Raw genomic sequence first — 17105 nt, 5'->3', positions numbered from 1 at the left:
GGCTCGCCGCGCTGCTCTCGCCTGTCGTGCGTCGAGCCTCAGCGCGGCACGACGAGGAGGAGCCGGGTGCTCATGGGGACGACTCTAACGCAGCGGGAGCAGCCGCCGAGGAGCAGCGTCGGGGCGTCAGGTGGCGGGGTCGTGGCGCGGGACGGGCGAGCCCACGGCGGGGCGGCGCACGCTGGTGCGGGCGCGCAGCTCCTCGGCCGCGCGGACGACGAGGGTCTCGAGGGTGCCGGCGTCCCACGGCGGCAGCATGGCGCCGCCGACGGTGATGCGCCCGGACCACACGCTGCGGTCGAGGGCCGCGTCGGCGCCGAGCTGCTTGCGCACCCGGCGCTCGAGCTCGGCCGGGTCCATGCCGGCGCCCTGGCCGACGACGCAGAAGACCGGGTCCTTCCAGCGGGCGACGACGTCGGTGGTGCGGGTGACGCCCTTGATCGCCTCGGCCAGCGCGACGAGCACGTCGGCCACGGCCTCCGGGCCGTGGGAGACCCGGGCCTCGGCGAGCCCGCCGATCTCGACGAACGTGCAGTGCGCCGCGTCGCCCTGGCGGCGCGCGGTCTCGACGACCTGGCGGCCCAGCAGGTCGAGGCCGTGGCGGTTGGCGACGCCGGTGAGCGGGTCCTTCACGCTGACCGCGTCGACCGCTGCCCGCGACACCTCGAGCGCGAGGCGCAGGGTGCGCTCGCGCGCGCCGAGCACGAGCGAGAGGGCGCCGGCCATGGCGTACGCAGCGGCCAGCGCGAGCGTGCCGCCGACGGTGCGCGCGTCGCGGAGCCAGAGGCCCAGCTCGGCCAGCGCTGTCGCGGCCGCCAGGCCGCACAGCAGGGCGAGCAGGACGCGCGGCCGCGAGGGCGGCAGCAGCGCGCTGGCGGCGACCGCGACCGGCACGACCACCAGCGGCGCCGCGGACGGCACGGCGACCGCCAGGCCGCCGGCCACGACCGTGACCAGGGTCAGCGCCGCGCACAGGACGGCGACCGCGCCTCCCGGCACACGGCGTACGGCGTCGTGCGCACCCGTGCGCAGACGTACGAGCTCGTCGCTCCAGATACCGCTCACACCCGCCATTCTCGGCCCTCGACCCGAGGAACTGAAGCGCCTGTTCGGGCGAACCCCCGCGAGCGGCCCCGACGGCTTGCGGTTGCCGGGCGCCCGGCCCGGGCACAGGCTGCCCTCGTGAGCACAGGGCAGCAGGAGCTGAGCGAGAAGGTGCGCGAGACCGCGCGGGAGGTGTTCGGCTGGGACGAGCTGCGGCCGGGCCAGGCGGAGGCGGTCGCGGCGGTGCTCGAGGGGCGCGACGCGCTCGTCGTGATGCCCACCGGAGGCGGGAAGTCGGCGACCTACCAGCTGCCGGCGCTGCTGATCGACGGCCCGACGCTGGTCGTGTCCCCGTTGATCGCGCTGCAGCAGGACCAGGCCGACACGCTCGACCGGCTGGGCGCCAGCTCGCGGGCGGTGACGGTCAGCGCGTCGGTGGGCGCGGCCGAGCGCGAGCGGGCGTTCGCCGACCTCGCCTCCGGGGAGGTCGAGTTCCTGTTCCTCGCGCCCGAGCAGCTCGCCAACCCCGAGGTGCTCGAGGACGTGGTGCGCGTCAAGCCCTCGCTGGTCGCGGTCGACGAGGCGCACTGCGTCTCGTCGTGGGGGCACGACTTCCGCCCCGACTACCTGCGCCTGGGCGAGTTCGTCGACGCGTTGGGCCACCCGCCCGTCATCGCGCTCACCGCGACGGCCTCGCCGCCGGTCCGCGACGACATCGTCGAGCGGCTCCGGCTGCGCGACCCGTTCCTGCTGGTCCAGGGCTTCGCCCGGCCCAACCTGCACCTCGAGGTCGTGCGCTGCGCCGACGCCGCCGAGCAGCGCGAGCAGGTGCTGCTGCGCGCGGCCTCCTCGCCGAAGCCCGAGATCGTCTACGTCGCGACCCGGCGCGAGGCCGAGGAGGTCGCGGGCTCGCTGGCCGAGCTCGGGTTGCGCGCGACCGCGTACCACGCCGGCCTGCGCACGTCGCTGCGCGAGCAGGTCCAGGAGGACTTCATGACGGGCGGCACCGACGTCATGGTGGCGACCAGCGCGTTCGGCATGGGCGTCGACAAGGCCGACGTGCGCACGGTGCTGCACGCCTCGGTGCCGGGCTCGCTCGACGAGTACTACCAGGAGGTCGGGCGCGCCGGGCGCGACGGCGAGCCCGCCGAGGTCGTGCTGTTCTACCGGCCCGAGGACCTCGGCCTGCGCACGTTCTTCGCCTCCGGCCGGCTCAAGGAGGCCGACCTGCGGGCCGTCGCCAAGGGCCTGGCCGCCGGGCTCGACCGCGAGGCGCTGGCCGAGCGCACCGGCTTCGGCCCCCGCAAGCTCCCCCGGCTGATCAACGCCCTCGAGGGCGCCGGCAGCGTCGAGGCAGCGCTCGAGGAGGACGAGGCCCGCCACCGGATGGAGCGCTCGCGCATCGAGATGATGCGCGGCTACGCCGAGACCTCGGGCTGCCGGCGCCAGTTCGTGCTGGGCTACTTCGGCGAGGACCTGCCCGAGCCGTGCGGCTACTGCGACACCTGCGAGTCGGGCAAGGCGGCCGAGGTCGCCGCCGAGACCCCGGTCGACGCGCCGTACGCGGTGCAGTCGACCGTGCGCCACCCGACGTTCGGCGACGGGCTGGTGATGAGCTACGAGGAGGACAAGGTCGTCGTGCTCTTCGAGCAGGAGGGCTACAAGGTCCTCGGGCTCGAGGCGGTGCGCGAGCACGGCCTGCTGGAGCCGGTCACGGGCTGACCGGCGTCGCGCTCGCCCGGCCGGGGCGCCCGCGCGTCGTCGGGCCGGGCGGTGCACAGCGCCTCGGCCACCGGCGCGGCGGCGATCACCGCCAGCACCGCACCGCCGCTGCAGCTCGACCCGTTCACGGGGTCCAGCCTAGTTCGGCGGTGTGGGCTGCGTCACCCCTGCCGTCTTCCTGTCGTCACCTCCCGGCGAGCAGCCGCTCGCGGACGAAGGCCACCTTCACCTCGTCGTGGACGCGGCTGTGCTGGTGGACGCCGAACGGGTTGACCTCGATCTGCTTCGGCGCGCCCACCGCGTTGTAGGCGGCGAAGACCGTCGACGGTGGGCAGATCTCGTCCATGAGCCCGACGCTGACGTAGGTGTCGGCCGTGATGCGGGACGCGAGCAGCGCGTTGTCGACGTAGCGCAGGGTGTTGCGGGCCGCGTCGACGAGCGCGGCGTTCACCGCGAGGAAGTCGGCGACCTCGCGGTAGGGGGTCGCGGCGGTGAGCGTGATGCCCCGCTGGATGTCGCAGAGGAACGGCACGTCGGCCGCGCAGACCCGCACGTCGGCGGGCTTGAGCGCCGCTGCCGCCAGCGAGAGGGCCCCGCCCTGGCTGCCGCCGGTCACGCCGATGCGCGAGGGGTCGGCGCCCGGCAGGCCCTTGGCCACCTCGACCGCGCGGGCGGCGTCGACGTAGAGGCGCGTGTAGTAGTAGGTCTCCGGGCTCGCGATGCCGCGCGTCATCACCTCGGAGCGCTCCGAGGAGGTGCCCTCGCCGTCGGGGGTGGCGCCGACCGACCAGCGCCCGCCCTGCCCGCGGGTGTCCATCACCAGCGTGGCGATGCCCACGCCCGGCCACACGAGGTGGTCGAGCGGCAGGCTGCGTCCGCCGCCGTAGCCGATGTAGGTCACCAGCACCGGGTGCGGGCCGTCGCCGGCGCCGGCCGGGCGGAGGTACCAGGCGCGTACGCGGTCGCCGCGCGCCCCCGAGAACTCGACGTCGTAGACCTCGGTGTCGCCGTAGACCTCGGGCTTGTAGCGCGTGAGCGTCGTCTCGCGCGCCGCCGACTGCGCCTCGCCCAGCCGCGCGGCCCACCAGGCGTCGAGGCCGTCGGGCTCGACGGTGTCGGTGCGGTAGGTGCGGAGCTCGGCTTCGGGCAGGTCGAACCACGGCATGGCGACGTCCTCCGGGTGTCTGGCCAGGCTGGTGCGGGGGCAGCGCTGGGATCGGGCCGCAGTCTAGGCAGACGTCCCGACGACGTCCGCGCCGCTCCGCCCGGACGTTTCCGTCGTGCGGCCGCGCGGGCAGGAGCGCGGCATGACACGTCTGATGAGCCGGGTCCTCGCCGGCGCCGCCGCGGGCGCGGCGGGCACGACCGCGCTCAACGCCATCACCTACCTCGACATGGTGGTGCGCGCCCGGCCGGCGAGCAGCACGCCCGAGAAGACGGTCGAGGCGCTGGCCGACCGGCTCGGCGTCACCGTCCCGGGCGACGACGACCAGCGCCAGGCGCGCGTCGCCGGCCTCGGTCCGCTGACCGGCATCGCGGCTGGCGTCTCGACCGGCGCGCTGCTGGGCGTGCTGCGCGCACTCGGGGTGCGCCCGGGTCCCGTGGCCGGCAGCCTGCTCGCCACGGGCACGGTGCTGGTCGCCAGCAACGGGCCGATGACGACCCTCGGGGTCACCGACCCGCGCGAGTGGTCGGCGGGCGACTGGGTCTCGGACGTGGTGCCCCACGCCGGGTACGCGGTGGTGACCACCGCGGTCCTGCGGGCGCTCGACCGCGAGTGAGAGCCTCCATCAGATGCCTGGCGAAATAAGCTGTTTGTCTGGCTTCCGCGGGCGGCCGCGGCCGCGATGGGTAGAGGTGCGGCATGTGGTTCGACTCCTGGTACGACCTGGGCCGGCTCTTGGTGGTAGGGCCGGTGGCGTACGTCAGCCTGGTCCTGCTGCTGCGCATCAGCGGCAAGCGGACCCTGGCCAAGTTGAACGCCTTTGACCTGGTGGTAACGGTCGCGTTGGGCTCGACGCTAGCCAGCGTGCTGCTGTCCTCGACCGTCAGCATCACGGAGGGGGTGCTGGGCATGCTGCTGCTTGTCGGTCTGCAGTACGTCGTGGCATGGACGCAGGTACGGGTGCCCGCAGTGCGCCGGGTCGTGGCGTCTGAGCCGACCCTGCTGTACCGCGACGGCTTCCTCGACAACGCGCTGCGCCGGCAGCGGGTGACCCGCCAAGAGGTCCTGCAGGCCGCCCGCGAGCAGAGCCACTCCGACCTGAGCGACGTGGCAGCCGTAGTTCTGGAGACGGACGGCAGCTTCAGCGTGCTTCGTGCGGCGCCACGACTTCCCGCCACCCCGTAGCGGCGCAGTGCCTGTCTGTCGACCGGTCGGTTCACAAGCCGCCGGCGGTTTCCCAGCGCCCGCCCAACGCGTAGTCCACCTGCTCGGCCAGCAGTGCGAGCTGCCCCTGCTCAGACGCATCGAAATCCTGGCCATCTGTGGTGGCACGCAACCGTGCGAGTTGCTCGCGGACGGCGGTCCGCTGCTCGGGCTCGCGCGCCGACCAGGCCACCTCCTGCAGCAGCGCGAACAGCCGGGCGACGACGAACGGGTCACCCGCGCCGTAGCGGCGGGGCTGTGTGACCGCAAGGTCAAGCAGGTCGACGAACGACGGTCGCCGGACAACCACACGCACCCTGCCCTGCTCATCACGCAGCAGATGCGGTCTGAGGTCGTATGCCGTCATCTCGCACAGCAACGCAGAGGTGTGACCCAGCGTGTGGACGGCCGTCGTCGGGTCGTTCGTCCCCGGCGACAAGGCCTTGGCGGTCACGTCGGCGAGCTGCCGCAGGCCGTAGCCAATGTCCTGCTCGGACGTCCGCTCCGGCCCGGTGGACAGGGCGTCGGCCAGGCGGTTGGCCAGCTTCTCGTCGTCGTCCGGGCGGCTGGAGCGCGCCGGACCGCTTGAAGTCCCCGCACACGGCCAAGCGTCGGCGACGGGGGTGCCCGCCACGAGCCAGCTGCCCGGGGTGCGCTCGAGCACCACCACGACCTCGGCGTGCACCGCTGCGGCCAGCACAGCCTGCTCGTCAACCCGGACGAGGAACCCAGAGGACCGGGCGGTCACCGAGAGCGACGCGCCTGTGGGCTGCACCCACTGGTCCTGGGAGTCTTCCGAGCCCCCTGTGGTCGGGGACCCGAGCACCCGCCCCAGCGTGGCGCTGGCGTCGGAGTGCACGTTGCGCAGCATCGTCTCCACCCGGATCTCTGTGGCTAGGTGTGCGAGGAACAGCACCAGGCCGACGACGCTCGCCAGGGTGAGCAGAAACGCCAAGGTGACCGACAGCTGCGGCACGAACACTGCGCCCTCCTCGGGCGAGCGCACCGTCCGCAACGCCGTAAGAGCGAAGGTGAACGTCGCCAGGAACAGCGCCAGCGTCACGTGGACGAACCGGTCACGCATGAACGTGCGCAGCAGGCGAGGTGAGAACTGACTGCTCGCCAGCTGCAGCGTCACCACCGTGAGCGAGAAGGTCAGTGACGTCACCGTGATCAGCGAGCTGGCGATCGCATCCAGCACCGTGCGCGCCGCCCCCGGACCGCCTCCGAAGAGGTAAGCTGTGACCACCGACGGCAGGTCGTCGTCGAGGCGAGCGTCCAGCCGCGGGAGCGCCACGCCGAGGCCAACGGCCAGCAACACACCCAACGCGGGCAACGGCCACAGCTGCGTGCGCACCGCCTCCCGGAGCCCGCCCAGGCGCGCGGTCAAGGCCGTCAACGGCGTCACGTCCATCTCCTCAGGTGCGGCCGTCCCTAGAGGCACGGCCGTGCACCACCCTCCCACGCCGCTGTCGAGTCAAGGACACTCCTCCGCCCGACCAGCGGCTCCGGCGTCCTCGTCAGGGGTGGTGTGGCGTTGCCGCCCGATCATTCTCTGATGGTCGCCCGCGCCCAGTTGCTGCCGCAAGCAGCGAGCTCGTCCTGCTCGACGTGCCTCTCAGAGCTTTCACTGCGCCGCTGACCGCGGGAGTGGTACGGCTGCACAGTGTGAGGCTGACGACCACCAGCGAGGGGCCGACAGCCATGGGCTGGCCAGCCCCTCGGCCACGGCCGAGCCTGGCGTCTCGAAGGTCCGCGTTGCCGCCAGTTGCATCGAGAGAGGGCGCCGAGTACCTCTGCGGATCACGAGGAGCCCCGGCTGGCTCAAGGCCGAACCGTCAGGGCTGGACCGGCGACCCGTGCGCGCGCACCAGCTCGACCAGCTCGGCCAGCGGGGGCGGCAGCGTCCGCTCGCTCCCCCGCAGGGCCGACGATCCGCCCTCGGACTCGAGCAGCACCTCGTAGGAGAAGCCGTCGGCGGGCCCGGGCGCCGGGGCCGCGGCGGGCGCACCCGCCGCGCTGGAGGCCAGCGACCGCAGCCGGCCGGCCACCTCGTCGTCGGCGTCGGCCAGGCTCAGCGCCCAGGCGCGGGTGACGCCCGCGAACCCGCCGCTGCGGCGCACCGTCACCGACAGCGCCCCGAACGCCTCCTCGTCCACGACCCCTCCGTCACGTCGCGGCCGGCGTGACGCCGACCTTCGTCCACGCCGAGCCGACGGCGTCGGCCGCCTCGCCGGCCAGCCGCACGGTGGCGGCGGCGAACTGGGCGAAGGTGGAGGTGGACGAGGTGGCAGGGTCGGTCAGCGCGGCGTACCAGACCCGGCCGGCGCCCTCCCAGCTGTGCCCGCCCAGGGCGCTCGCCGCGAGGTAGAAGGCGAGGTTGGGGATGCCGGAGTTGAGGTGGACCCCGCCCTCGTCGTCGGCGGTGCGCACGTAGTCGCGCATGTGCGCCGGCTGGGGGTCCTTGCCGCCCAGCCGCGGGTCGTCGTAGGCGGTGCCGGGCGCCTTCATCGAGCGCAGCGCCACGCCGTGCACGCCCGGGAGGAGCAGCTCGGCACCGATCAGCCAGTCGGCCCGCTCGACGGTCTGGCCCGCGGAGTACTGCCGCACCATCGAGCCGAACACGTCGGACATCGACTCGTTGAGGGCGCCGGACTGGTCCTGGTAGACGAACTGCGACTCGTACTGGGTCACGCCGTGGGTCAGCTCGTGGCCGATGACGTCGAGCGAGGCGGTGAAGTCGCCGAAGACCTCGCCGTCACCGTCGCCGAACAGCATCTGCTCGCCGTCCCACTCGGCGTTGTCCCAGCGGCGTCCGACGTGCACCTGCGCGCGCAGCGGCAGGCCGGCGCCGTCGAGGGAGTCGCGCTCGAAGACGTCGCGGTAGAAGGCGAAGGTCTCGCCCAGCCCGTCGTAGGCCCGGTTGACGGTGGCGTCGCCGACCGGGGGGTCGCCCTCGGCGCGCGCCGGCTGCGGCTCGCCCGAGCTGGCGTCGAGGACCGTGCGCTGCGGCCGTGCCTCGGCGGCGCGCGCCGCCCGCGGCGACGGCCGGGAGGGTGCGGCCGCGAGCGCCGCGGCCCGCCGCGCCCGGTTGCGGGCGTCGACCTGCAGCGTGCGGTCGACGCGCTCGGGGTCGAGGGACCCGCTGCGGGCCAGGGCTTCCAGCAGGTAGGGAGGGACGATGCCCTGGCAGGCACCTCGGGTGGAGGTCCCGGTGGTCCGGTGGCCCATACGGTCCTCCGCGGTCGAGCGTCCCTGCGACGGTCGTCCGCAGGCACTGCCGTTCTACCGGTCGGGTCCGACAGTGTCCACAGCCGACCGGTCCACAGCCGACAGTGTCCACAGTCGGCAGTGTCCACAGCCGACAGTGTCCACAGTCGGCAGTGTCCGCAGCCGACAGCCGTCGCGGCTCCGACGTCCTCTAGCGTCGGGCCCGTGGGTGCGCACCTCGAGCCGGCCGAGGCGACCGGTCTGCCGCGCCAGGTGTCGGCGGCCTACGCCCAGGAGGTCGACCGCACGCGGCGCTCGCTGCTGGCGGCGTGGGTGACCTTCTCGGCGACGTTCGGGCTCCTGCGGCTGCTGAACTTCGCGATCCACGAGCACGTCGGGCCCTTCGGCGACGTCGCCGTCGGCGGCGCGCACCTGCACCACTACGTCTGGGGCATCGGCGTGCTCATGGGGGTCGAGCTGGTGTCGCTCATCGTCGACACCCCGCACTACAACACCTGGCTCGGCGCGGCCTACGGCGTCGGCTGCGCGCTGGTGATCGACGAGTACGCGCTGCTGCTCAACCTCAGCGACGTCTACTGGAGCCGCCAGGGACGCGTCAGCGTCGACGTCGCGCTCGGTGTGATCGGCGTCCTGGGGACCTACCTGACCGCGGTGCACTTCTGGAACCACATCGTGCGGCTGGTGCTCGGCGCCTTGCGCAGCCGCGCCCGCACCACCCGGCCGACCCGGCCGAGACGGCCGCCCGAGGGGTGACGCGGCGCGGGGCGTGGACCGCAGCTCTCGGCTCGGGTTGACTGGCCCTCCCTGCACTGGAGGAGGACCCGTGGAGACACCGGCCGGGCTGCTCGACCTGGGCGCCTCGCGCTACATCTCGCTGACGACCTTCCGCCGATCCGGCGAGGCGGTCTCGACGCCGGTGTGGGTCGCCCGCGACGGTGACGCCTTGGTCGTCATGACCACGCTCGGCAGCGGCAAGGCCAAGCGGATCCGCAACGACCCGCACGTGAGGGTCGCCGCGTGCAGCGCCTCGGGGAAGGTGGCGCCGGGCGCCCCGCGCTTCGACGCGAGCGCCGAGGTGCTGGGCAGCGTCGAGGCGGAGCACCAGCGCTTCGGCCTGCTCAGAGCGAAGTACGGCGTGCAGCTCCGCCTCTTCTTCGTCATCGAGCACACCGTGCAGCGCCTGCGCCGCAAGCCGCCCGAGGAGTGGGTCGTCATCCGGCTGACGCCCCGCGCCTGAGGGTCCACTGCCGGACGAGCCCTCCCCCGCACGCACGACGGCGCCGGCACCCACGAGGGGTGCCGGCGCCGTCGTGGCCGAGCGGGACTAGCGGTAGCTCACGTCGAGCCGCGAGCTGGTCGGCCGCGCCGCCGTGGTGACGGTGAGCGCGCGGGTCTGCGCGTCCCACGTCCACGCCGACGCGGGGACCGCAACGCCGTCGACGGTGACCGACGCCGGCTTGTCGGCGTCGAGGAAGCGCACGGTCCAGGCCCGGCTGGTGACCTGGCCGGGGAAGCTGCCGTCGACCGGCCGCACCTGCAGAGTGCCGTGGTGGGCGCTCTCGGAGTAGCGGAACTCGGTGGTCGAGCTCTGCTTGCGGTCGTTGGTCGTGCCGTCGTCCTCGAACAGCGTGGTCGTCGCCTTCGCACCCGGCGCCACCGTGAGGGTCACGGCGGTCAGCGGGTTCTGGAGGTCGTTGGTCACGCTGCCCGTGCGGGTCGCCACGATCCCGCCGGCCTTCACGAACACGGGCATCGTGTCGAGCCCGGTCGTGACGTCGGCGCTGGTGCCCCCGGCGTAGGTCTTGCCGGTGAACCAGTCGGTCCACGAGCTGCCGCTCGGGAACCACACGCGCGTCGTCGCCGTGGTCCCGGGCGTGGTGACCGGGGCGACGAGGACGTCGGGACCGTAGAGGTACTCGCTGCCGGCGGTCGCGTACGCCTCCTGCTCGCCCGGGTGGTCGAGGTAGGTCGGTCGCACGACCGGCACGCCGGTCGCCTCCGCCTGCTGCGCGAGCGTGTAGGTGTAGGGCACCAGCGCCTCACGCAGGTTCAGGAACTCGTTCGCCGACGCACCAGCGGCGCCGGGGTACTGCCAGGGCAGCCGGTCGCCGTGGTTGCTGTGCAGCCGGTCGATCGGCTGGAACGTGCCGAACTGCACCCAGCGTGCGTACAGGTCGTCGGGCAGCTTGTCGGTGCGCGAGCCGTCGACGACGTCGGAGCCCGGGATGCCGTACTGCCCGCCGTTGTGGCCGCCGATGTCGTGGCTCACCGGCGACAGGCCGGTCGAAGCCGACTCGCCGGAGGTGAAGCCGACCTCTGCCGCGAGGGTCCCCCACGTGGAGGTGGTGTCACCCGTGAACGGCAGGGTCGTGCGCTTGTCGGCCCACGGCCCGGTCGGGACCGGCTGCGGGTTGCCGTAGCCGCCGGCCTGCAGGGACCCGAACGCCCGCGAGAACGCGAACCCGCGGCCGACGTGCGGCGCGGTGTAGTCGGCGTACTGCTGGTTGATCCACGCGTCGCCCGTGACGCCGGCGAGGTTGCTCTCGCTGGGGTCGCAGCACCAGTCGAGCCACCAGAAGTCGGTGCCCTGCGAGTTCATCTGGTCGTGCAGGCCGAAGAACGCCTTCAGCTGGTCGGGGTCGCCGAAGTCGAAGGTGTAGCAGACCGGGGCGCCGCCGTTGCAGGAGGTCTGCCGGGCGAGCTTGCCCTTCGCCGTCGCCATGGCCGCCGGGAACTGGGGGTCGGTCTCGGCGATCTCCGGGTGGACGTTGAGCGTGGTCTTCAGCCCCTGCGACTTCGCCCACGCGAAGAACGCCTCAGGGTCCGGGAACTTCGACCTGTCGATCTCCCAGCCGTCCCAGTCGTTGAGCGCCTTGAAGTCAGTGTCGACGACGAGCACGTCGAGGGGCACGCTCTCGCTGCGGAACTTCTGCACCAGCGACTGGTAGTCGGCTGCCGTGCGGTCGAGGTACTCGGAGAACCAGACGCCGTAGGTCCAGCGCGGCAGCAGCTTCGACGGGCCGGTCAGGGTCGCGAGGTCGCCGAGCGCCTTCGTGTACTGCTGGCCGTAGCCGAAGACGTAGCCGTCCTGGTAGCCGCCGGCGTGCGCCGAGCGCTGGGTGACCTTGCGGCTCGCGGTGTCGTAGACCGCCGAGGTCGTGTCGTCGAGCAGCGACCAGCCGTCCTGGTAGAGGATGCCGGGGCTCAGCGTCGGGTTGCCGTGGGTCGAGTCGCCGTTGAAGCCGTCGAGCCCGCGGCGGTAGCCGCCGAGCGGCGCGTGCGGCGCGAGCAGCGGCGAGCCCTGGGCCACGACCGCGACGGTGTCGATGTTGGCGAGGCACCCGCCGTCGGCCGGGCACGCGAGCGCGACGTCGGACGCGCCTGCCGGCAGGGTCACCGGCGTGCTGACCGTGCGCCAGCTGTCCCAGCTGCTGGTGGCGGGCAGGGCGAGCGTCGAGCTCGTACCGCCCGGCGCGACGACCGAGGCGCTCGTGGCACCGGCGTTCGCCGCGTAGCGCAACTGCAGCGCGTAGGTTCCGGCCCTGGGGACTCCGACGACGTGGACCGTCGTGGCCGCCCCGCGGGCGTCGAGACCCGAGACGAAGCCCTTGCCGGACCAGCCGTTGTGGTCCTTCGCCACGCGGGCGCCGCCGGCCAGGCCGACCGACTCCGCCTCGCAGGTGGCGCCGAAGCTGCAGTCGACGCCGTTCGTCGCCCGCGGCGCCGGCAGACCGGTGCCGACCGGGCCGACGGCCAGGCTGTCGATGTTGACGTTGCCCGGGTCGGAGGCCTGCCGAACGACGTGCACGCGGTTCGCGCCGGCGCTCAGGTGCAGGGAAGCCGTCGCGAGCGCCCAGGTGTCCCAGCTGCCGCTCGGCGGCAGCGCGAGCCTGGTGGTGGCCCCGCCGTCGACGGCGAGTGAGACGTCGCCCGGGGTGCCGAAGCCGTTCGCGTAGCGCGCGGTCAGCTCGTAGTCGCCCGCTGACGGCGCGGTCACGGTGAAGGTGATGTCGTCGCCGACGCCCTCGAAGCCGGCAGCGAAGCCCTTGCCGGTGTAGCCGCCGTGGTCGGTGGCCAGGTGCATGCGGCCGTGCAGGCCGAGCGCCTCTGCCTCGCACAGGCTGGCCCACGCGCAGACCGCCTGGGGCTCCGGGTAGGTCGCACCCTGCGGGAGGACGGCGAGGCTGTCGATGTTGAGCTGGCCAGTGTCGGCCGCCCCGCGCGTCAGGGCCACCGTGTGGTGGCCGGCCGTCAGCGCGAGGTCGAGCGGCAGCACCGACCAGGTGTCCCAGCTGCCCGTCGAGGGCAGCGTCACCTGGCGGGCGGCGCCGCCGTCGACGCTGAGGCTCAGGGTGCGCGCCTCGGCCAAGCCGTCGGCGTAGCGCAGGTCGAGCGAGTACGTCGCGGCCGCCGCCGCGTCGACGGTGAACGACAGGCTGTTGCCGGTGCCCTCGAAGCCGGCCGCGAACCCGCTGCCGGTGAAGCCGCCGTGGTCCGTGGCGACGCCGACCCCGTTGAGGGTGAGGTCCTCGGCCTCGCACAGCGCGCCGGCGGCGCAGGGCGCCACGTCGCTGACGACCCAGGGGCGGCCCTCGACGTCCTGCGCCCCGGCCTTCAGCCGGACGACCAGGTTGTCGGAGGAGAAGCTGCCCGAGCCGACCCGGTAGCGCAGCGACATCGCCGCGGTGTCGATCTGCAGCCACCCGTCGCGCTGGGTCGTGGTGAACGAGGTCTTGGCGAACGCATCACGGCCGATGGCGTTGAAGGTCGCCGCGTCGACGAAGCGCGAGTCACCGGCGTACTCGGTGCGCACCAGCGTCGGCGACAGCACCTCGAACCGGGCCTGCCCGGAGACGACGGCCGACTTCGCTGCGGCCGGGACGGGTGCGGCGTCGGCCGCGGAGGGGAGTGCCACGAGTGCCGCGGAGGCGGCGGCTGCTGTGGCGAGCAGCGTCACCCTGCGCCGGTGGCGCGGGTTCCGGGGGTAGAGCATCTACGACGACCTCTCTGTTGCCGTGCCTTGCCGGGTGTCCGTGTGTCTGAGCAATCACACGCCGGGCCACTCTCCGGCCCGCCGCAGGCGCCTGTCAACAGTGCCGCGGTAAACGTTGCAGACCTGTCGTCCGCGTACGCGGTCACGCCGACCGCGCGGCGCGGACCACACGAGCCACTGCGTACGCACCGGCCGTCCCGAGCAGCGACACCGCAGCGACGACGACGAGCACGGCGCTCAGAGCGTGCGCGGACCCCGACGGCGCGCGGTCGAGGTAGCGACCGCCCAGCAGGGTCACGCCGAGCACCATCGAGAGCTGGAAGACGGTGGTCAGCAGGCCGCTCGCGTCGGCCGCCCGCGCCGGCGGCACGGCGACGAGGCTCAGGGTGAGCAGCGGGCTGAAGGCGAGGCCCATGCCGACCCCCGTGAGGGCGAGCACCGGCACGAGCAGCCACGGGTCCTGGCCGCCGCCGCGCAGGGCGAGCGCCAGCAAGAGGTAGCCGATGGCGGAGACCGGCAGCCCGACCACCGCGAGCCACGGGTGCCACGAGGTCGGCGTCCGCCGCCACCAGTAGCCGGACGCGCCGAAGGCGAGCGCCGCAGGGGCGAAGGTGAGCCCGGAGCGCAGCGGGCTGTCGCCCAGGCCGCCCTGCAGGTGCAGCGTCGTCGCGAACAGGAAGGCGCCGTACGCCAGCATCCCTGCCGCGAGCGCGGCGACCCCGCCGGCGAGGCCCCGCGCGCGCACCACCTGGAGGTCGAGCAGCGGGTCGCCGCCGCGCGCGGCTACCCGGCGCTCGACCGCCACGAACCCCGCCAGCGTGACCGCTCCTGCGACGAGCGAGACCCAGGTCCACGCCGGCCAGCCCTCCTGACGGCCGAGCACGAGCGGGAGCACGACGAGCAGGACGCCGGCGCTCGCGGTGAGGAGCCCCGGCAGGTCGAGCCGGCGGCCCGGCTTCACGACGTCGGCCGGCACGTAGCGCGGCACGAGGACGCCGAGCACGATCCCGACGGGCACGTTGACGAGGAACGCCGGCCGCCAGCCCGTGCCCAGCAGGTCGGCGCTCACGAGCAGCCCGCCGAGCACCTGGCCGCACACCGCTCCGGCGGCGATGACGGCGCCGTAGGTGCTGATCGCGCGCACCCGCGCCGGCCCCTCGAAGCGCTGCTGGATGACCGAGAGGATCTGCGGCACCATCGCCGCCGCGCCGCCGCCCTGCAGGAAGCGGGCGAGGACGAGCGTGGTGGAGCCCGGTGCCAGCCCGCAGAGCAGGGAGGCGGCCGTGAAGAGCGCCAGTCCGGTGAGGAACATCCGGCGCGCTCCCAGCAGGTCGCCGAGCCGGGCGCCCGTGACGAGCAGCATGGCGTAGGCGACGGTGTAGCCGCTCACCACGAGCTCGAGCGAGGCGCCTGAGGCGTGCAGGTCGCGCTGGATGTCGGGCAGCGCGACGTTGACGATGGTCGCGTCGAGCAGCGCCATGAACAGGCCGGTGACGAGCAGGCCGAGGACGAGGCCGGAGGACGCAGCGCGCTCCGGCGCCGCGTCCGGTCGGCGGGTGGAGGTGGAGAGGGTGGTCATGGCGCCCACCGTCACCCGCCCCGCAGCCTGGTGCCAGGAGCCTGCGGATCCTGGTAGTGGCAGCAGCTGGCACCGCCAGCGAGGCCGGTCCATGCTGGTACGCATGACCGCACTGGCCGTCGCTCCCGCCACTGCGCCGCCGGTCGCCGGGCAGCGGCGCAGCGAGCTCGCGAGCTTCCTGCGGGCGTGCCGCTCGCGCGTCTCGCCGCTCGAGGTGGGGCTCCCCCAGGGCAACCGGAGACGCACGCCCGGACTCCGCCGCGAGGAGGTCGCGCAGCTCGCGGGCGTGGGCGTCACCTGGTACACCTGGCTCGAGCAGAGCCGACCCATCAACGCGAGCACCCAGGTGCTCGACGCGGTGGCGCGCGTGCTGCAGCTCGACACGACCGAGCACGCCCACCTCTACCGCCTCGCCGGGCTGCCCAGCGCGGCGCCGCGCTCCGAGCGCCGCCCGCGCGTCTCACCGCACGTCGCCCAGGTCGTGGCGGCGCTGGGCGAGATGCCGGCGGCGCTGCTCAACTCGCGCTACGACATCCTGCTGACCAACGCGGCCTACGACAGGCTGTTCCGCCGCTTCCACACGGTGGCCAGCGACCACTACAACGTGATGTGGTGCTGCTTCACCGAGCCCGAGATCCGTTCGCGCTTCCTCGGCTGGGACGACGAGTCGGCCCGCATGGTCGCGACGCTGCGCGGCGCGTACGTCGAGAACCTGGGCGACCCGACCTGGGACCGCTTCGTCGCCGAGCTCTGCGGGCGCAGCGCCGAGTTCGCGCGGCTGTGGCAGCGCCACGAGGTCGCCAGCCCGGGCATGCGCGAGAAGCGGTTCGTGCACCCGCAGGTCGGCCTGCTCAGCTTCGTGACGACGAGCCTCGCGGTCGTCGAGATGCCCGGCTGCCGCGTCGTCGCCTACGCGGCGACCGACGACGCGACCCGCGACGGGCTGCGCCGGCTCGACGACCCGACCGGCTAGCCGTCAGGGGATCCGGACGACCCGGGTGTCCTCCATGGTGGTGGTCGCCTCCGGGCTGCAGATCCCCTCGCTGCAGACGTAGTGGTAGATGGCGAAGTGCGCGGTCGCGCGTCCCGAGTGCAGTGCGGTGCCGTAGAACCCCATGGCGACGGTGAAGGGCGCCTCGTCGACCCCGCACTCGCCGTAGCCGGCGCCCAGTGCTGTGGTCGCCCACGAGTAGGAGACGCCGTCCTGCACCAGCGTCGCGTCGAGCATCCAGTCGCCCTGCGGGCAGTTCTTCACCTCGGCGACGACGTTCGCGGCCGGCAGCACCGGTCCGGTGCCTTCGACGCTGCCGTCGAAGCCGTAGATCGCGCTCGTCTTGCCCTTCAGGTGCAGGGTCGGCGCGTGCGGCGAGGCGCTCGCGGGCCCGGCCATGGCGAGCACGAGGACAGCAGCAAGGACGGTGGACAGCACAGACTTGCGCACAGCGGATCCCCCTCGGTCCGGCTCCCGGAGCGACCGGCGCTGCGGGAGCAGCGCGCGGCCCGGGTGCGTGATGATCAACATGCTCCCCCGCGCCGGGGCCGTCAAGAGCCTGCTGCAGGCCCGCCCGTCCGTGCAGCCGGCCGCCGCGGATCGCCCAGGGCCGCGCACGGGTCTGGACGTACGGTGAGCGGGTGCACGAGCCGTTCCGCACGATGCTCGCGGTCGGGGGCAGGACGAACTCGCTCGGCAGGACGGCTGAGGTCGTCCGCGCGGTGCTCGCGGACAGGTCCCGGCTCGAGGAGCTCTACGACTGCCTGTTCGAGCAGGACGCCTGGCTGCGGATGCGCGCGGCCGACGCCCTGGAGAAGGTGTGCCGGGAGCACCCCGACTGGCTCGAGCCGTTCGTCGACAGGTGGGCGCGCGACCTGGGCGCGAGCCGTCAGGCGTCCCTGCAGTGGCACCTGGCGCAGGTCTACCGGCAGGTCCGGCTGACAGCGGCACAGCGGGCGGTGGCGGCCGCGTGGCTCGAGCAGCTCGTGGCGACCGCCGACGTCGACTGGATCGTGGCCGCCAACGCCCTGGACACGCTGGCGGAGTTCACGCGCAGGGGCGAGTTCTCCGGCCGCCGGCTGGTCACCCTGCTGCGAGTGCAGCAGTCGCACACGTCCAAGTCGGTGGTGAAGCGCTCCGGCACGCTGCTCGCGGAGTTCACGGACGCTCGGTGAGC

The 17105-nt window shown here is 73.6% G+C and carries 15 protein-coding genes; 7 read left to right on the top strand and 8 right to left on the bottom strand.

Annotation, left to right across the window (positions count from 1 at the left end):
• Positions 1-126: 126 nt before the first annotated feature.
• The gene (locus CLV35_RS11710; RefSeq protein WP_121193674.1) at positions 127-1065 is read right to left on the bottom strand and encodes a GGDEF domain-containing protein; all 939 of its coding nucleotides are present in this window, start codon (positions 1063-1065) and stop codon (positions 127-129) included.
• A 117-nt stretch (positions 1066-1182) separates the two neighbouring features.
• Here CLV35_RS11710 and CLV35_RS11705 point away from each other — a divergent pair, with 117 nt between their 5' ends.
• Positions 1183-2766, top strand: coding sequence for a RecQ family ATP-dependent DNA helicase (locus CLV35_RS11705; protein ID WP_231121732.1), 1584 nt, complete (start codon positions 1183-1185; stop codon positions 2764-2766).
• A gap of 184 nt (positions 2767-2950) precedes the next feature.
• On the opposite strand, the gene CLV35_RS11695 is transcribed toward CLV35_RS11705, so the two are convergent.
• Positions 2951-3931 carry an acetylxylan esterase gene (locus CLV35_RS11695; protein ID WP_121193672.1) on the bottom strand — a complete coding sequence of 327 codons (981 nt, stop codon included), beginning with the start codon at positions 3929-3931 and terminating at the stop codon, positions 2951-2953.
• A gap of 142 nt (positions 3932-4073) precedes the next feature.
• Here CLV35_RS11695 and CLV35_RS11690 point away from each other — a divergent pair, with 142 nt between their 5' ends.
• Together CLV35_RS11690 and CLV35_RS11685 are read left to right on the top strand one after the other, a co-directional pair.
• Positions 4074-4547 carry a hypothetical protein gene (locus CLV35_RS11690; protein ID WP_121193671.1) on the top strand — a complete coding sequence of 158 codons (474 nt, stop codon included), beginning with the start codon at positions 4074-4076 and terminating at the stop codon, positions 4545-4547.
• 83 nt (positions 4548-4630) lie between these two features.
• Positions 4631-5116, top strand: a complete 486-nt coding sequence (locus tag CLV35_RS11685; protein WP_121193670.1) for a DUF421 domain-containing protein — start codon at positions 4631-4633, stop codon at positions 5114-5116.
• Between the two features lie 31 nt (positions 5117-5147).
• Here CLV35_RS11685 and CLV35_RS11680 read toward each other — a convergent pair whose 3' ends face one another.
• The 3 genes from CLV35_RS11680 to CLV35_RS11670 form a co-directional block, all read right to left on the bottom strand.
• Complete coding sequence (locus tag CLV35_RS11680; RefSeq protein WP_121193669.1) at positions 5148-6548, bottom strand: DUF2254 domain-containing protein; 1401 nt, start codon at positions 6546-6548, stop codon at positions 5148-5150.
• Positions 6549-6972: 424 nt separating this feature from the next.
• Positions 6973-7293 (bottom strand): protealysin inhibitor emfourin, encoded by a 321-nt coding sequence (locus CLV35_RS11675; RefSeq protein ID WP_121193668.1) that lies wholly within the window; start codon positions 7291-7293, stop codon positions 6973-6975.
• A gap of 10 nt (positions 7294-7303) precedes the next feature.
• Positions 7304-8365, bottom strand: a complete 1062-nt coding sequence (locus CLV35_RS11670; protein WP_121193667.1) for a M4 family metallopeptidase — start codon at positions 8363-8365, stop codon at positions 7304-7306.
• A gap of 204 nt (positions 8366-8569) precedes the next feature.
• On the opposite strand from CLV35_RS11670, the gene CLV35_RS11665 reads away from it, so the two are divergent.
• Positions 8570-9118, top strand: coding sequence for a hypothetical protein (locus CLV35_RS11665; RefSeq protein ID WP_183061940.1), 549 nt, complete (start codon positions 8570-8572; stop codon positions 9116-9118).
• A 70-nt stretch (positions 9119-9188) separates the two neighbouring features.
• On the top strand, positions 9189-9602 hold the full coding sequence (locus CLV35_RS11660; protein WP_121193666.1) for a PPOX class F420-dependent oxidoreductase: 414 nt from the start codon (positions 9189-9191) through the stop codon (positions 9600-9602).
• Between the two features lie 87 nt (positions 9603-9689).
• Here the strand turns inward: CLV35_RS11660 and CLV35_RS11655 are convergent, their stop codons facing one another.
• Positions 9690-13358, bottom strand: a complete 3669-nt coding sequence (locus tag CLV35_RS11655; protein ID WP_121193665.1) for a TIM-barrel domain-containing protein — start codon at positions 13356-13358, stop codon at positions 9690-9692.
• A 142-nt stretch (positions 13359-13500) separates the two neighbouring features.
• Positions 13501-14937, bottom strand: a complete 1437-nt coding sequence (locus CLV35_RS11650; protein WP_183061939.1) for an MFS transporter — start codon at positions 14935-14937, stop codon at positions 13501-13503.
• A 103-nt stretch (positions 14938-15040) separates the two neighbouring features.
• On the opposite strand from CLV35_RS11650, the gene CLV35_RS11645 reads away from it, so the two are divergent.
• Positions 15041-15910 (top strand): helix-turn-helix transcriptional regulator, encoded by an 870-nt coding sequence (locus CLV35_RS11645; RefSeq protein WP_121193909.1) that lies wholly within the window; start codon positions 15041-15043, stop codon positions 15908-15910.
• A gap of 3 nt (positions 15911-15913) precedes the next feature.
• Here CLV35_RS11645 and CLV35_RS11640 read toward each other — a convergent pair whose 3' ends face one another.
• Positions 15914-16378, bottom strand: coding sequence for a hypothetical protein (locus tag CLV35_RS11640; protein WP_121193663.1), 465 nt, complete (start codon positions 16376-16378; stop codon positions 15914-15916).
• Between the two features lie 191 nt (positions 16379-16569).
• Here CLV35_RS11640 and CLV35_RS11635 point away from each other — a divergent pair, with 191 nt between their 5' ends.
• Entirely contained in the window at positions 16570-17103 is a 534-nt protein-coding gene (locus CLV35_RS11635; RefSeq protein WP_121193662.1) for a hypothetical protein, read from the top strand.
• Positions 17104-17105: the final 2 nt, after the last annotated feature.

The sequence above is a fragment of the Motilibacter peucedani genome (genome assembly GCF_003634695.1).
Lineage (GTDB): Bacteria > Actinomycetota > Actinomycetes > Motilibacterales > Motilibacteraceae > Motilibacter > Motilibacter peucedani.
This window is presented reverse-complemented; position numbering and strand designations above follow the sequence as displayed.

Coding starts and splice junctions, on each gene's coding strand:
- CLV35_RS11690 (WP_121193671.1), top strand. CDS start 4,074: ATGACACGTCTGATGAGCCGGGTCCTCGCCGGCGCCGCCGCGGGCGCG.
- CLV35_RS11685 (WP_121193670.1), top strand. CDS start 4,631: ATGTGGTTCGACTCCTGGTACGACCTGGGCCGGCTCTTGGTGGTAGGG.
- CLV35_RS11655 (WP_121193665.1), bottom strand. CDS start 13,358: ATGCTCTACCCCCGGAACCCGCGCCACCGGCGCAGGGTGACGCTGCTC.
- CLV35_RS11695 (WP_121193672.1), bottom strand. CDS start 3,931: ATGCCGTGGTTCGACCTGCCCGAAGCCGAGCTCCGCACCTACCGCACC.
- CLV35_RS11680 (WP_121193669.1), bottom strand. CDS start 6,548: ATGGACGTGACGCCGTTGACGGCCTTGACCGCGCGCCTGGGCGGGCTC.
- CLV35_RS11645 (WP_121193909.1), top strand. CDS start 15,041: ATGACCGCACTGGCCGTCGCTCCCGCCACTGCGCCGCCGGTCGCCGGG.
- CLV35_RS11650 (WP_183061939.1), bottom strand. CDS start 14,937: ATGACCACCCTCTCCACCTCCACCCGCCGACCGGACGCGGCGCCGGAG.
- CLV35_RS11670 (WP_121193667.1), bottom strand. CDS start 8,365: ATGGGCCACCGGACCACCGGGACCTCCACCCGAGGTGCCTGCCAGGGC.